Origin of the sequence: Pseudomonas morbosilactucae, assembly GCF_023241665.1 — a bacterium.
Taxonomy (GTDB): domain Bacteria; phylum Pseudomonadota; class Gammaproteobacteria; order Pseudomonadales; family Pseudomonadaceae; genus Aquipseudomonas; species Aquipseudomonas morbosilactucae.
Map to the genome: position 1 here is coordinate 20,586 of NZ_JALQCX010000073.1, position 13,596 is coordinate 34,181.

General features: G+C 62.0%; 13 protein-coding genes and 1 pseudogene. 7 read left to right on the forward strand and 7 right to left on the reverse strand.

The annotated features are described in order from the left end of the window. Window positions 1-281: 281 nt before the first annotated feature. The 7 genes and pseudogenes from M1B35_RS29855 to M1B35_RS29885 form a co-directional block, all read left to right on the forward strand. Window positions 282-596: pseudogene (locus M1B35_RS29855) on the forward strand (hypothetical protein); the annotation flags it as partial. Window positions 597-788: 192 nt separating this feature from the next. Further along, entirely contained in the window at window positions 789-1,421 is a 633-nt protein-coding gene (locus tag M1B35_RS29860) for a TetR family transcriptional regulator (RefSeq protein ID WP_123329635.1), read from the forward strand. A gap of 287 nt (window positions 1,422-1,708) precedes the next feature. Then, the gene (ureE, locus tag M1B35_RS29865; protein ID WP_123329634.1) at window positions 1,709-2,209 is read left to right on the forward strand and encodes an urease accessory protein UreE; all 501 of its coding nucleotides are present in this window, start codon (window positions 1,709-1,711) and stop codon (window positions 2,207-2,209) included. Then, entirely contained in the window at window positions 2,206-2,880 is a 675-nt protein-coding gene (locus M1B35_RS29870; RefSeq protein ID WP_268263844.1) for an urease accessory protein UreF, read from the forward strand. The genes ureE and M1B35_RS29870 overlap by 4 nt, the downstream gene beginning before the upstream one ends. Window positions 2,881-2,903: 23 nt before the next feature. Next, entirely contained in the window at window positions 2,904-3,518 is a 615-nt protein-coding gene (ureG, locus tag M1B35_RS29875) for an urease accessory protein UreG (RefSeq protein WP_123329630.1), read from the forward strand. 36 nt (window positions 3,519-3,554) lie between these two features. Next, entirely contained in the window at window positions 3,555-4,127 is a 573-nt protein-coding gene (locus M1B35_RS29880; RefSeq protein ID WP_123329628.1) for a HupE/UreJ family protein, read from the forward strand. A gap of 189 nt (window positions 4,128-4,316) precedes the next feature. Continuing rightward, window positions 4,317-5,456, forward strand: coding sequence for an AGE family epimerase/isomerase (locus tag M1B35_RS29885; RefSeq protein ID WP_123329626.1), 1,140 nt, complete (start codon window positions 4,317-4,319; stop codon window positions 5,454-5,456). Between the two features lie 58 nt (window positions 5,457-5,514). Here M1B35_RS29885 and M1B35_RS29890 read toward each other — a convergent pair whose 3' ends face one another. The 7 genes from M1B35_RS29890 to M1B35_RS29920 all read right to left on the reverse strand — a co-directional run bounded on the left by M1B35_RS29890 (window position 5,515) and on the right by M1B35_RS29920 (window position 13,368). After that, window positions 5,515-6,420 carry a cation diffusion facilitator family transporter gene (locus tag M1B35_RS29890; RefSeq protein ID WP_123329624.1) on the reverse strand — a complete coding sequence of 302 codons (906 nt, stop codon included), beginning with the start codon at window positions 6,418-6,420 and terminating at the stop codon, window positions 5,515-5,517. 190 nt (window positions 6,421-6,610) lie between these two features. Next, complete coding sequence (locus M1B35_RS29895) at window positions 6,611-7,378, reverse strand: SDR family oxidoreductase (RefSeq protein ID WP_123329911.1); 768 nt, start codon at window positions 7,376-7,378, stop codon at window positions 6,611-6,613. An 843-nt stretch (window positions 7,379-8,221) separates the two neighbouring features. Then, complete coding sequence (locus M1B35_RS29900) at window positions 8,222-8,953, reverse strand: ABC transporter ATP-binding protein (RefSeq protein ID WP_123329622.1); 732 nt, start codon at window positions 8,951-8,953, stop codon at window positions 8,222-8,224. Then, complete coding sequence (locus M1B35_RS29905) at window positions 8,950-9,822, reverse strand: ABC transporter ATP-binding protein (RefSeq protein WP_123329620.1); 873 nt, start codon at window positions 9,820-9,822, stop codon at window positions 8,950-8,952. Before M1B35_RS29905 ends, M1B35_RS29900 begins: the two co-directional genes overlap by 4 nt. Continuing rightward, window positions 9,819-11,114: a high-affinity branched-chain amino acid ABC transporter permease LivM gene (livM, locus tag M1B35_RS29910; RefSeq protein ID WP_123329618.1), complete on the reverse strand. Its 1,296-nt coding sequence runs from the start codon at window positions 11,112-11,114 to the stop codon at window positions 9,819-9,821. Before livM ends, M1B35_RS29905 begins: the two co-directional genes overlap by 4 nt. 2 nt (window positions 11,115-11,116) lie before the next feature. Continuing rightward, a complete protein-coding gene (locus M1B35_RS29915) occupies window positions 11,117-12,031 on the reverse strand; it encodes an ABC transporter permease subunit (protein WP_020299405.1) in 915 nt (304 codons plus the stop codon). Window positions 12,032-12,231: 200 nt separating this feature from the next. After that, on the reverse strand, window positions 12,232-13,368 hold the full coding sequence (locus M1B35_RS29920; RefSeq protein WP_123329616.1) for a branched-chain amino acid ABC transporter substrate-binding protein: 1,137 nt from the start codon (window positions 13,366-13,368) through the stop codon (window positions 12,232-12,234). Between the last annotated feature and the right edge of the window lie 228 nt (window positions 13,369-13,596).

Genomic DNA, 13,596 nt, shown 5'->3' on the forward strand with positions numbered 1-13,596 from the left:
AGGTTTAACCCAGATGCCGATTGCAGCCCAAAAAAAGCCAGATTCCTGACCAAAGCATCAATTTGGCGTTACCGCCCCCGCCCAATCAAGCGGCACAAGTGGGTCGTAAATACCCACTCCGGTGCAAAAAAACCGGCTGAAAACGCCCGTTCTAGAGCCCTCACGACAAACAATCAATTCCGTTGATTATTACCATTGCGTTTATGAACTTTTATATCGATTTAGCGGGCGTAACATTGCCTCCGTACCCACTTTATCGCCCTCCCACGGAGCACCCCATCATGAAACGCCACGTATTGTTGAGCCTCACCCTGTCGATCCTTGCCGCCAACGCCTTCGCCCTGCCGGCAGCCGAGCAAGCCACCCCACAAGTCAAAGCCAGCCACAGTGTGTTCAGCCAGACCCTCGCCGAAGACGGCTATGATCGCACTCCACAAGGTCAAACCCTTGCTGAAGATGGCTATGATCGCACCCCACAAGGCCAGACCGTTGCTGAAGATGGCTACGACCGCACCCCACAAGGCCAGACCGTTGCTGAAGATGGCTACGACCGCACCCCACAAGGTCAAACCGTTGCTGCTGACGGCGCTGATCGCCTCGCTGAACGTCATCAGACTGTGAGCTGAGCCTGTGGTCGCCGTGAAAAAAGCCCGATCCCTGGATCGGGCTTTTGACTTTCTGTAAACCGTAACGCCCCGCCTTCCCCCTCTGCCCCTCTCAAGTTCGACGCCGGCAAAGTTGATTTGCTAGAGTGCGCCGCTCCTCTTGGACAGAGAGCCAGCCCGCCCATGCTGCCCCGCGCCGAACAGAAGCAACAGACCCGCAACGCCTTGATGGACGCAGCGCGCCATCTGATGGAGTGCGGCCGTGGGTTCGGCAGCCTGAGCCTGCGTGAAGTGGCGAAAACCGCCGGCATTGTCCCCACCGGTTTCTACCGGCATTTTGCCGATATGGACCAACTGGGCCTGGTGCTGGTCAGTGAAGTCGGCCAGACCTTCCGGGAAACCATTCGCCTGGTGCGCCACAACGAATTCGTCATGGGCGGGATCATCGACGCCTCGGTGCGGATCTTCCTCGACGTGGTGGCGGCCAATCGCTCGCAGTTCCTGTTTCTGGCCCGCGAGCAATACGGCGGTTCGCTGCCGGTGCGCCAGGCCATTGCCCACCTGCGGGAAAACATCAGCGCGGACCTGGCGGCCGACCTGACGTTGATGCCGAAACTCCAGCACCTGGCGGCCGAAGACCTGGGCGTCATTGCCGACCTGATCGTCAAAAGTGTGTTCGCCACCCTGCCGGACATCATCGACCCACCGGCCCAGGCGCTGCCCGAGCACCTCACGCCCCAGGCCAAGATCACCCAGCAGTTGCGCTTCATCTTTATTGGCCTGAAGCACTGGCAAGGGCTGGGCAGTACCGAGTAAAGCTGCACGCCCCGATGCCGAGCCTGACCACCGGCCACGCCCCCTTCGAGCGCGCCGGCAGCCCATCGCGGCCTTGAAAAAGCACCGGCCTGCAGCAAAAACGCTCACAACGCACCATCACAGTGCAAAACTTCGACAAAACGCACCGGCACGCCACAAAACAGACCGTCGGCCTGCCCCGTTTTCAGGCGTAAAAACCTGTATACAAAAGCTTTTGCGCGTCGCGACACTCGATTGGCAAGCCCCTTGCTCTGGCTTATGCATCGCTCATAGCTGGAAGCCCTCCGATGCTGGTGATTCACCGCAGAATCGACCCCCAACCCCTCTGGTCCGCCGAACTGCACCTGACCTTCGAGGCCCGAAGTAAAAGCCGCCTGCGCTGCTTCAGTGCCGACGGCGAAGACGTCGGGCTGTTTCTCGAACGCGGCCAGTCACCGCTGCATGACGGCGAGTGCCTGGAAGCCGAGGACGGCCGCATTGTGCGCGTCTGCGCACGTCCGGAAACCCTGCTCCATGTGACCTGCAGCAATGCCTTCGAACTGACCCGCGCCGCCTATCACCTGGGCAACCGCCATGTCGCCCTGCAAGTCGGTGACGGCTGGCTGCGGCTGCTGGATGACTACGTGCTCAAGGCCATGCTCGAGCAACTCGGCGCCCACACGGAAACCATCGAAGCGCCTTTCCAGCCGGAGCACGGTGCCTACGGCGGCGGCCATCACCATTCGCGGCACGGCGACGAAGACTTCAACTACCCGCCGCGCCTGCACCAGTTCGGCGTGCGTCCATGAATCCCGCCTGGGCCTTGCTGCGCCTGGCCAGTCCGCAATTGCCGATTGGCGGCTACAGCTATTCCCAGGGCCTGGAGATGGCCGTGGAACAGCAACGGGTGGTCGACCCCGACAGCGCCAGGCGCTGGATCAGCGATCAGTTGCTGCTCAACCTGGCCCGCTTCGAGGCGCCGCTGTTGCTCGCCCACTGCCAGGCCGCAGCAGACGAAGACTGGGCCCAGTTGCTGCAACTCTGTGAAGAGCATCAGGCCAGCCGCGAAACCCGCGAGCTGTACCAGGAAAGCCGGCAGATGGGGTACTCCCTGCAACAACTGCTCAATGGCCTGCCTGAGCTGGATGCCTGCGCCCGGAGCTTTCTCGCCCAGCGTGCCGAACCGCACCTGGCCCTGGGCTGGGCCCTGGCCGCTCGGGCCTGGCAGATCAGCCCCCAGGACGCCCTGGCCGCCTGGCTCTGGAGCTGGCTGGAAAACCAGTTGGCGGTGCTGATGAAAACCCTGCCCCTGGGCCAGCAAGCCGCACAGCGCCTGACCAGCCAGCTGCTGCCCCTGTTGCAACAGGCGCAACACAACGCGTCCACGATCGACCCCAACCATTACGGCAGCGCCGCTTTCGGCCTGTCCCTGGCGTGCATGGCCCATGAGCGCCAGTACAGCCGTCTGTTCCGTTCCTAGGGCCTCTTACTTTGGAGAATCACATGAACTCACAACCTCTGCGCGTCGGCATCGGCGGCCCGGTGGGCTCCGGCAAAACCGCCCTGACCCTGGCCCTGTGCCTGGCCCTGCGCGAGCGCTACAACCTGGCGGTGGTGACCAACGACATCTACACCCGCGAAGACGCCGACTTTCTGGTGCGCAATGAAGCCCTGGCGCCAGAGCGGATCATCGGCGTGGAAACCGGCGGTTGCCCGCACACGGCGATTCGCGAAGACGCCTCGATCAACCTGGAAGCCGTGGACCAACTGAACCGGCGCTTTCCCGGGCTTGACCTGATCCTGGTGGAGTCCGGTGGCGACAACCTGTCGGCAACGTTCAGCCCCGAACTCTCGGACCTGACTATCTACGTGATCGACGTTTCGGCCGGCGACAAACTACCGCGCAAGGGCGGCCCCGGCATCTGCAAATCCGACCTGCTGGTGATCAACAAGATCGACCTGGCACCGCTAGTGGGCGCGTCCCTGGAAATGATGGACAGCGACACCAAGCGCATGCGCGGCGGCAAGCCGTTTGTTTTCAGCAACCAGAAAACCGGCCAGGGCCTGGACGAGATCATTGCCTTTATCGAACGCCAAGGGCTGCTGAACGCGGCCTGATCCCCTTACTCAAACGCTCAACAAGGAAGCCACTCCATGACCTTCAAACGCATTGTCGGGGCCCTGGCCCTGCTGCTGACCCCAGCCCTGGCCTTCGCCCACCCGGGCCACGGCGACAACGGCCTGATGGCCGGTATCAGCCACCCCATCGGCGGCCTCGACCACTTGCTGGCGATGCTCGCCGTGGGCCTCTGGGCAGCCCAGCAACAAGGCACAGCCCGCTGGGCGCTGCCCTGCACCTTCGTCGGCACCATGCTGCTGGGCGGTGTGCTGGGTTTTGAAGGCCTGAACCTGCCAGCCCTGGAAAGCGGCATCGCCGCCTCGGTGCTGGCCCTGGGCCTGGCCGTCGCCCTGGCCGTGCGTCCGCCCCTGAGCCTGGCCCTGGTGGCCACCGCGCTGTTCGCGCTGTTCCATGGCGTGGCCCACGGCCTGGAACTGCCAGAGATGTCCAGCCCTTGGGCCTACGCCGCCGGTTTTGTCGCCGCCACCGCCGCGCTGCATGCTGTCGGCTACGCCGTGGTACGCGTCCTGCCACAAGCCGCAGCCCCCCTGGTGCGCCTGGCTGGCGCCGCCTCGGCCGCCACCGGCGTCTGGCTGCTGGCCGGCTGAGCCTCCCGCCCCTGCGTGTAGGAGCCGGCTCCCTGGCGAAAGCGCTCTCAAGCACGCATTCGCTGGCGAGCCAACGAGGCTTGCAGGTCCGGGGTTATCGCTGACAGCCAGCGTCTACAGGGTGGGTGAGGCCGGGGGCTTCTCTGTTAACATGGCGCGCATTCAAACCTGCCGTGACGACGCCAGCCAATGCCCGATGTTTCCCGTTCCGCCTCCCAGCCTGAATCGAGCGCTCTGTTCAGCGCCGTGCAGCGGCATTTTCACCAGGTGATCGTGCCGCTGTGGCTTGGCCCGGGCTGGAACGCCGAGCTGGCGCTGCCCTACGAAGCCCTGGACGCCGAGCACCGGCCACTGCCGCCGCAGCGCTATCGCGCCATGGCCTGCGCCCGTCAGCTGTATGTGTTTTCCAGCCTGATCGGCGAGGTTGCCGCGCCCTTTGCCGAGGAGCGTGCTGCTGCGCTGTTTCGTTCCCTGCAACGGCACTTCCACGACGCCGAACACGGCGGCTGGTTCTACAGCATCGACCCTCAGGGCGCGCCGCTGGATCAGCGCAAAGACCTGTATACCCACGCCTTTATCGTCTTCGCCTGTGCCCATTACTGGGCCAAGGTGCGCGAGCCGCTGGTGGAATCGGTGCTCAATGCCGCGCTGCAAGTGGTGGCCGAGCGCTTTGCCCGGGAAGACGGTTTGTACGAGGCCAGCCTTGAGCGGGATTGGTCGTCCCTGGGCTCCGGCCCCCTGCAGAACCCACTGATGCACCTGGCCGAGGCCTTTCTCGCGACCCTGGAAGTGCGTGACGACGCCCAGGTGCAACAGGCCCTGCTCGACCTCTGCGCGGCCATGCACGCAGGTTTTATCGACCCGCAGCACGGGGTAATGATGGAGAAGCCGCTGGGGGCTGTGGATAACTGGTTTGAGCCGGGCCATCAGTTCGAGTGGTTCTTTCTCCTGGCCTCTTCAGACTTGCTGCGCGGCGGCCCACTGCACCAGTCCCTGGACCAGGCCTTTGCCTTTACCGAGCAACGGGGCGTCAACCCGAACAATGGGGCGGTGCGCGCCATGCTCGATCTACAGGCACAAGGTGCGGCCAAGGATGAGACTCAGCGCATCTGGGCCCAAGCCGAATACCTGCGCGCCCTGACCTTGCGCACGGGCAGCGAGGCCCAGGTGCAGCGCCAGTTGCTGGCGCTGCAACAGCACTTCCTGCACGACGGCGGCTGGAACGAATGCCTGGATGCACAGAGTGTGGTCAGCCGACGGGACATGCCCTCAACCACGCCGTATCACTTGGCAACCTGCTATCGCGGGTTGGCTGAATACTTCGGCTGAACGCTGTTCGCCGGCAACCCGCTCCTCTGGGAGCCGGCCTGCCGGCGATAGACTCCACTCAGGCAATCCACTTGCGATCCCCGGTAAAGCTGATGGTCAGCCAACGAGCAGAATCGGCCTGACCCAACTGCGCGGAAATCTCCTCACGCAACTCGTCCAGGGTGGCCACGTTCTGCAGCGGGTAGTCCTCCGGCAGTACGATGTGGATCTCGATAAAACGCGCCCGCCCGTGCTTCTGCACGTAGCTGATGTAGTCGTCAAAACCGTGGGCGAGCTTGGCCTGCTCCATCACGCCGCGCACCTTCTCGTCCAACTGGTCCGGGGCGATGCCCAGCACATCGCGCAGGGCCGGCCGCAGGATCTTCAATGCCGGCGGCAACATGCTCAGGGCCAACAGGATCAGGATCGCCGGGTCGACATACACCGCCCATTGCCCGTGCCCGTAGTGCTTGAGCAGCAAGGCGCAGATAAAGCTCACCAACAGCCCCACGGAGAGCATGGCGTCCACCAGCCAACTGATGTTGTCGAACTGGATCAGCGACGACTTGAGGGTGCGATTGCGGTGGCGCACGTAGAAGAAATAAGCGAACTCCACCACGCTGAACACCGCCGCATAGACGATCACCAAGCCCAGCTCGATTTCACGGCCGCCATTGAGGATGCCGAACACACCGTTGAGAAACGCGTAGATGGCGATCAGCAGCAGGAAGCTGCCTTCAATCAGCAGCACCATGGGTTCCAAGTGCCAGAAGCCGAACTGGAAACGCTGGTTGCTTTGCTTGGCAATCAGCTGGGCGGTGATCAGCATCAGGATTTTGATAAAGGTCGCGATCAGGGAAAAAAAGCCATCGAACAGGATGGACTGGGCACCCGAAATAAAACCCGTGACGATCCCGGCGATCGCCACAGCGAACATCAGTACAGTGGATTGCTTGAGCAGCGCCTGCTCACCTCGGTTACTCACATACCCTCCTCTTGAACCTCGACCACAGCGCCTCAGGGCGAGACGCCGAAAAAACGGCGGGCGAAATTTTACCTTGGGCCGGCGACTTTCGCCTGAAGCGGTTCAGCGCAAGTGTTTCCGAAGATGAAAGACAGTGTAGAAGGCAATCGCCGGCCGGCTCCTGCTGGAACCGGCCGGGCGCTGCAACGCCTCAGGACTTGGCGTTGCGCTCGATGGAGAAACCGGCCCAGGTCTGGCTCACCGGCATCAGCTCCAGGCTGTTGATATTGACGTGGGCCGGGGTGTTGAGGACCCAGAAGATGGTGTCGGCGATGTCTTGCGGCTGGATCGGTTCGGCGCCCGCGTAAGTGGCGTCGTAACGCGCCTGGTCACCGGCGAAACGCACCAGGGAGAACTCGCTTTCGCACAGGCCCGGCTCGATGTTGGTCACCCGCACGCCGGTGCCTTGCAGGTCGCAGCGCAGGTTCAGGGAGAACTGTTTGACGAACGCCTTGCTGGCGCCATACACGTGGCTGCCCGGGTACGGATAATTGCCGGCGATGGAACCCAGGTTGATGATGCCGGCGCCACGGCCGTGGGCGATCAGGCGCGGCAACAGCAGGCGAGTGCTGTACATCAGGCCCTTGATGTTGGTGTCGACCATGGTGTCCCAGTCGTCCAGGTCGCACTTGGGCGCAGGGTCGACACCCAGGGCCAGGCCAGCGTTGTTAATCAGCCCGCGCAGCTTGCTGAAGGACGGCGGCAGGTTGGCGATGGCGGCTTCCATGGCTTTGCGGTCACGCACATCGAGCACCAGCCCATGCACTTCAGTCTGTTTCGAGAGTTCGGCGCAGAGGGCGTTAAGGCGGTCCTCACGGCGCCCGGTGAGCACCAGGGACCAACCGGCCTCGGCAAAACGCCGGGCGCAGGCTTCGCCAAAACCGGACGTCGCGCCCGTAATGAACAGTGTGGAAGTCATGGTGTTCTCCTTGCTGGGCTTCGCGCCGCCGATGAAATAAAAACCGCCCCGCAGCATGCCCGGCCTGGCTTTGAGCGGCAATAGAAGCCTGCCGCAGGCGCCTGCGAGAGCGTTTGACCCTCCACACCTGTACAAAAAACAATCAACCGCCGCCAGCCCATGGGTGGCGTGGCCTGCAGCCATGTGCACGCACCTTATCCACAGGCCGGTCCACAGTCTTTGGGGGCAAGTGCAAAACCCTGGAAGCCTCTATCCACAGGGCCTACAGCCCGGTTTTGCAAGTTTTTTACTTGACCCGGGCCAGGCTGGCATGCAGCCCCTGGCCGACAGGGCGCACTCACGCCCATCAAGGCCATGGCCTGAAGCCAGTAACGACGGTGCTTAGCTGAGTCTTTCCAGAGTTTAACCACAGACTTATCCACAGGCTTTTCAACACCTGCTACGGCCTGTAGCTGCGACAATAAACAGGTTGACAAGCGCACCGACGGGCCGACTCAAAACCCCTGATCAAAAAACAATCACCACGCCACAAGCCACGCCGTTAAAGGCCTGTAGCCAGCTACTCCCACGTTACCCACAGCCAGTTCCACAGCAAACGGGGACAAGTCAAAACCCTGCCAAAACAACTGATTGCAGCGGCTTTATGCCGCGCTTTGGCAGCTTGCGAATAATGTTTTCCACAATTTCCGGAAATGGCTCACTGCGCGACGGAGAGCGGCTGGCATGGGATGGCGATAGTGCAGACATGATGGCTTTGCCGACGATGACGGGCGGCGGTATCTGGGGATAAAAAATGCCCCGGCGGCGTGGGCCGGCGGGGCATGTTTATGGGCTGGCGGCAGATCAATGACCGCCGAGGTAGGCGTTGCGCACTTCCTCGTTGACCAGCAGCTCCTTGCCGGTGCCGCTCAGGCGAATTTCGCCGTTGACCATCACGTAGGCACGGTCCGAGAGTTTCAGCGCGTGGTTGGCGTTCTGTTCCACCAGGAAGATGGTCATGCCGGTGGCCGCCAATTCGCGCAGGGTGGCGAAGATCTGCTTCACCACAATCGGCGCCAGCCCCAGGCTGGGTTCATCCAGCAACAGGAGCTTGGGCCGGCTCATCAGCGCCCGGGCAATGGCCAGCATCTGCTGCTCACCGCCGGACATGGTCATGGCCCGCTGGGTGCGCCGCTCCTTAAGCCGTGGGAACAGCTCGAACATGCGCTGCATGTCCTCGGTGGCGTACTTGTCGCCAATGGGGATGGTGCCCATCAGCAGGTTCTCTTCCACGGTCATGTCGGGGAACACCCGGCGCCCTTCCGGGGACTGGGCGATGCCGTTGGAGGCGATGTAGTGGGAGGACTTGTGGGTGATGTCCACACCGCGGTAGAGAATCTGCCCGGACTCGGCCCGGGGCTGGCCGAAGATCGACATCAGCAGCGTGGATTTACCCGCGCCGTTGGAGCCGATCAGGCTGACGGTTTCCCCTTCGTTGATGTGCAGCGAAACGTTTTTCAGGGCCTGGATCGGTCCGTAGTAAACGTTCAACTCCTTGAGTTCGAGGATGGTTGCAGCGTTGCCAGCGTCGCTCATACCAGCTCCTCTTCGTCGGCGCCCAGGTAGGCCGCGATCACTTTCGGATCGTTGCGGATCGCTTCCGGCCCGCCTTCGGCAATCACGTTGCCGTGGTCCAGCACCACGATGTGGTCGGAAATACTCATCACCATGCCCATGTCGTGTTCAATCAGCACCACGGTCAGATCGTGCTCGTCGCGCAGCAGCCGGATCATCGCGCTCAGCGCTTCGGTTTCCTGAGGGTTGAGGCCTGCGGCCGGTTCGTCGAGGCAGATGATCTGCGGCCGCGTGCACATGGCCCGGGCAATCTCCAGGCGACGCTGCTGGCCGTAGGACAGTTCACCGGCCAGGCGGTTGGCGCAGTCCACCAGGTCCACCACTTCCAGCCAATAGAAGGCGTGGTCGAGGGCGTCGCTCTCGGCCTGTTGATAACCCTTGGTGTTGAGGATGCCGGCCAGCATGTTGCGGTTGACCCACATGTGCTGGGCCACCAGCAGGTTCTCCAGCACCGACATTTCCTTGAACAGGCGAATGTTCTGGAAGGTCCGCGCCAGGCCGGCGCGGTTCACCAGGTGGGTGCCGCCGAACATCTTGTAGTACAGGCGGCTGGCGAAGCTTTTCGGCGACACGAAATCCGTGGCACGGAAGGCTTCCCCCAGCAGTTTGATGACGTTGGTGCTCTGGCCGCGGGTGTTGAGTTCGATGCGCCCGCCCGAAGCCTTGTAGAAACCGGTCAGGCAGTTGAACACCGTGGTCTTGCCCGCGCCGTTGGGGCCGATCAGGGCGAAGATCGAGTTGCGTTTGACCTCCAGGCTGACGTCGCTGAGGGCCTTGATGCCACCGAAGTGCATCATCAGGTTCTGCACCTTAAGAATCACTTCGCTCATGGCGCGCTCCTCTGAGTCAGGGCACCTTTACGTGGGGTCACACCGGTACGGCTGATGCGGATCAGACCCCGCGGTCGCCAGATCATCATCAACACCATCAGCACCCCGAACAACAGCACTCGGTACTCGGAGAAGCTGCGCAGCAACTCCGGCGCCACGGTGAGCACGAAGGCGGCAATCACCACGCCCACCGTCGAGCCCATGCCCCCCAGGACCACGATGGCCAGGATCAGCGCCGACTCGAAGAAGGTGAAGGACGACGGGTTGACGAAGCCCTGGTAGCTGGCAAAGAACACCCCGGCCAGACCGGCGGTGGAGGCTCCGATGGTGAATGCCGAGAGCTTGACCAGCACGTGGTTCAGGCCCATGGCGCGGCAGGCGATCTCGTCTTCACGCAGGGCTTCCCAGGCGCGGCCCACCGGCATGCGGGTCAGGCGATGCTTGACGTACAGCACCAGCAACACCACCAGGAACAGCACGATGTAGATGAACAGGAATTTCAGGTTGGGGTTGTATTCCAGGCCGAAGAATTCGTGGAACGGCACCCCGCCATCCTTGGCCCGACGGCCAAATTCCAGGCCGAAGAAGGTCGGCGATGGCACCGGCATGCCGTTCGGCCCACCGGTGAAGGACAGCCAGTTGTTCAATACCAGGCGAATGATTTCACCGAAGCCCAGGGTCACGATCGCCAAATAGTCACCGTGCATGCGCAACACCGGAAACCCGAGGATGCACCCGGCCAACGCCGCCGCAATGGCGGCCAGCGGCAGCACCGTCCAGAAACCCAGGCCCAGGTACTGGTAACCCAGGGCCAGGCCATAGGCGCCGATGGCGTAGAAGGCCACGTAGCCCAGGTCGAGCAAGCCGGCCAGGCCCACCACAATGTTCAAGCCCAGGCCCAGCAGCACGTAGATCAGGCCGAGGATCACCACGGTCAGCAGGTACTTGTTGGCGAAGAACGGGAACACGATGGCAATCACAATCAACGCCGGGATGATCCAGCGCAGCCGCGACTTGTAGTCCGGCGCCCGCACATGCACCCCGGAGCCAGTGCTTTCAAAACCCTGGAGGATCTTCAGGCCCTTGGGAGTCTGCAGGAACAGGCTCATGGCGAAGCGGCCGATCATCACGATCGCCACCAGCCAGCCGACACGCGCCGGCTGCAGGTTGAAGCTGTAGCCGTCGAGCACGACGCCGACGATGGGCCCGAAAACAATCAACGAGATCAGCCCGGCGAGCACGGCGTCGACGACGCTCTTTTTGATATCAAGCGGTTTATTGGCAGCAGACATACTTATACCTTCGCCACGAGTGGGCGACCCAGCAGGCCTTGGGGACGGAAAATCAGAATCAGCACCAGCAGCGAGAAACTGAACACGTCTTTGTAGTCGGAGTTGATCAAGCCGGAGAACAGTGACTCGGAGATACCGAGGATGATCCCGCCGAGCATGGCGCCGGGCAGCGAACCGATGCCGCCGAGTACCGCGGCGGTGAACGCCTTGATGCCGATGACAAAGCCGGCATAGAAGTCGAAGGTGCCGTAGTTCATGGTGATCAGCACGCCAGCCAGGGCAGCCATGGCAGCACCGATGACGAACACGTAGGAGATCACCCGGTCGGTGTTGATCCCGAGGATCGAGGCCATCTTGCGGTCTTGCTGAGTGGCGCGGCACATACGGCCGAGCTTGGTGTACTTGATGATGTAGGTGAGCAGTGCCATGCCCGCGAAGGCTGCCACCAGGATGAAGATCTTGGTGTAGGTGAGCTGCACGAAACCACTGCCGATATCGACCTTCCAGGCCCCGGCCAGCAGTGTCGGCACACCTTGTTGCTTGGCGCCTTGGCTGATCTGCGCATAGTTCTGCAGGATCAGGGAAATACCGATGGCGCTGATCAGCGGTGCCAGTCGGGTGGAGTTACGCAGGGGTTTGTAGGCAACGCGCTCGATGACCCAGCCATAGACGCCGGTCACGACGACGGTGAAGACCAGGGTGCCGAGAATGAGTAGCGGGAAGGATTCGATGCCGAAGTAGGCCAGCAGAGCCAGACTGATTGCCGCGAGGTAAGCGGAAATCATGTAAACCTCGCCGTGGGCGAAGTTGATCATGCCGATGATGCCGTAGACCATTGTGTAGCCGATGGCGATCAGACCATAGACGGACCCGAGGGTCAGTCCATTGATCAGTTGCTGCAGGAAAATACCATCCATAACGCAATCTCACGCAGTGAGAACCTGCACACCTGTGGGCATGCGGTTCTTCTAGAAGAAAAAACAGAGACTTGTGCTTGAACAGCCCCCTCTGCAGGAGCTGGCTTGCCAGCGATCAAGCCCGAGGCTGAAACGCCCTCAGGCTCATCACCGACAAACCGGCTCCTACAGGAGGCCGGCGGCCAGAATGTCCGCGCGAATTACTTCTGCTTTTCCAACTGGTGGTATTTGCCGTCCTTGTCCCACTGGTAAACCACGTAGTCGGAGATTTTCAGGTCGCCCTTGGCGTCCCAGGTCTTCTCGCCCATCACGGTTTTAACCGGGTTGGCCTTCAGCCATTTGGCCGCGTCTTCGCCTTTGTTGGACTTGGCGCCGCTGAAACCGGCAGCCAGGGCCTGGACCGAAGCGTAGGCATACAGGGTGTAGCCCTCAGGCTCGGTGCCGGCCTTGCGGAAGGCATCTACCACGGTCTTGCTGTCTGGCAGCATGCGCGGGTCGGCGCCGAAGGTCATGTACACGCCGTCCACGTATTGCGGGCCGCCTGCGGTGGTCACCAACTCGTCGGTGACGATGCCGTCATCGGACATGAACTTGACGTCTTTCAGGCCTTGCTCGCGCAGTTGACGCACCAGCGGGCCGGCTTCCGGGTGCAGGCCGCCGAAGTAGACGACATCGGCACCGGCGGCGCGGATCTTGGTCACCACGGCGCTGAAGTCTTTCTCGCCACGGGTCAGGCCTTCGTACAACACCGGGGTGACGCCGCGCTTGGTCAGTTGCGCCTTGGTGGCGTCGGCCAGGCCCTGGCCGTAGGTGTCCTTGTCGTGCAGCACCGCGACTTTCTTGCCCTTGAGCACATCGACGATGTAGTCACCGGCGACGATGCCTTGCTGGTCGTCGCGCCCGCACATACGGAACATGGCACTCAGGCCGCGCTCGGTGACTTGCGGGTTGGTGGAGCCCGGGGTGATGGCGATCACGCCCGCATCGCTGTACACCTCGGACGCTGGGATGGTGGACGACGAGCAGAAGTGCCCGACCACGCCCGCGACCTTGTCCTGGTCCACCAGGCGGTTGGCCACAGCCACGGCCTGCTTGGGTTCGCAGGCGTCATCGCCCTTGACCAGGACGATCTTCTCGCCGTTGACGCCGCCCTTGGCGTTGATTTCGTCAGCCGCTGCCTGTGCACCCTTCATGTACTGCTCGCCAAATGCCGCGTTGGCGCCTGTCATGGGACCCGCTACGCCGATCTTCAGGTCGGCCTGAGCAAACGCAGAAACACCCAACGCAGCTGCCACTGCGAGGGCCAGAAAGCCTTTCTTGTAAAACGTCTGGGACATGAGGTGGTGCTCCAAGGTTTTTTTAGTTGGCAATGCGACTTCACTGAATGCTCAGAGCAAGCGCCGTGCCATTGGTTTTTTATTCTGAAAAAAGTCGCTGTTTTCTTATTATTTCGACTGTTTCGAGCCCTTTTTTATTGGGCGTGCAACCGTCTAAACCGCTGAAGGTGAAACCCTTTGAAATAACAGGCGCAACCCGAGCGCGCCATCATTGCAACCACAGCGCAA

Bases quoted from the DNA above. Each gene is read 5' to 3' on its own strand.
- M1B35_RS29860 (WP_123329635.1), top strand. From the start codon at position 789: ATGCTGCCCCGCGCCGAACAGAAGCAACAGACCCGCAACGCCTTGATG.
- ureE (WP_123329634.1), top strand. From the start codon at position 1,709: ATGCTGGTGATTCACCGCAGAATCGACCCCCAACCCCTCTGGTCCGCC.
- M1B35_RS29870 (WP_268263844.1), top strand. From the start codon at position 2,206: ATGAATCCCGCCTGGGCCTTGCTGCGCCTGGCCAGTCCGCAATTGCCG.
- ureG (WP_123329630.1), top strand. From the start codon at position 2,904: ATGAACTCACAACCTCTGCGCGTCGGCATCGGCGGCCCGGTGGGCTCC.
- M1B35_RS29880 (WP_123329628.1), top strand. From the start codon at position 3,555: ATGACCTTCAAACGCATTGTCGGGGCCCTGGCCCTGCTGCTGACCCCA.
- M1B35_RS29885 (WP_123329626.1), top strand. From the start codon at position 4,317: ATGCCCGATGTTTCCCGTTCCGCCTCCCAGCCTGAATCGAGCGCTCTG.
- M1B35_RS29895 (WP_123329911.1), bottom strand. From the start codon at position 7,378: ATGACTTCCACACTGTTCATTACGGGCGCGACGTCCGGTTTTGGCGAA.
- M1B35_RS29900 (WP_123329622.1), bottom strand. From the start codon at position 8,953: ATGAGCGACGCTGGCAACGCTGCAACCATCCTCGAACTCAAGGAGTTG.
- M1B35_RS29905 (WP_123329620.1), bottom strand. From the start codon at position 9,822: ATGAGCGAAGTGATTCTTAAGGTGCAGAACCTGATGATGCACTTCGGT.
- livM (WP_123329618.1), bottom strand. From the start codon at position 11,114: ATGTCTGCTGCCAATAAACCGCTTGATATCAAAAAGAGCGTCGTCGAC.
- M1B35_RS29915 (WP_020299405.1), bottom strand. From the start codon at position 12,031: ATGGATGGTATTTTCCTGCAGCAACTGATCAATGGACTGACCCTCGGG.
- M1B35_RS29920 (WP_123329616.1), bottom strand. From the start codon at position 13,368: ATGTCCCAGACGTTTTACAAGAAAGGCTTTCTGGCCCTCGCAGTGGCA.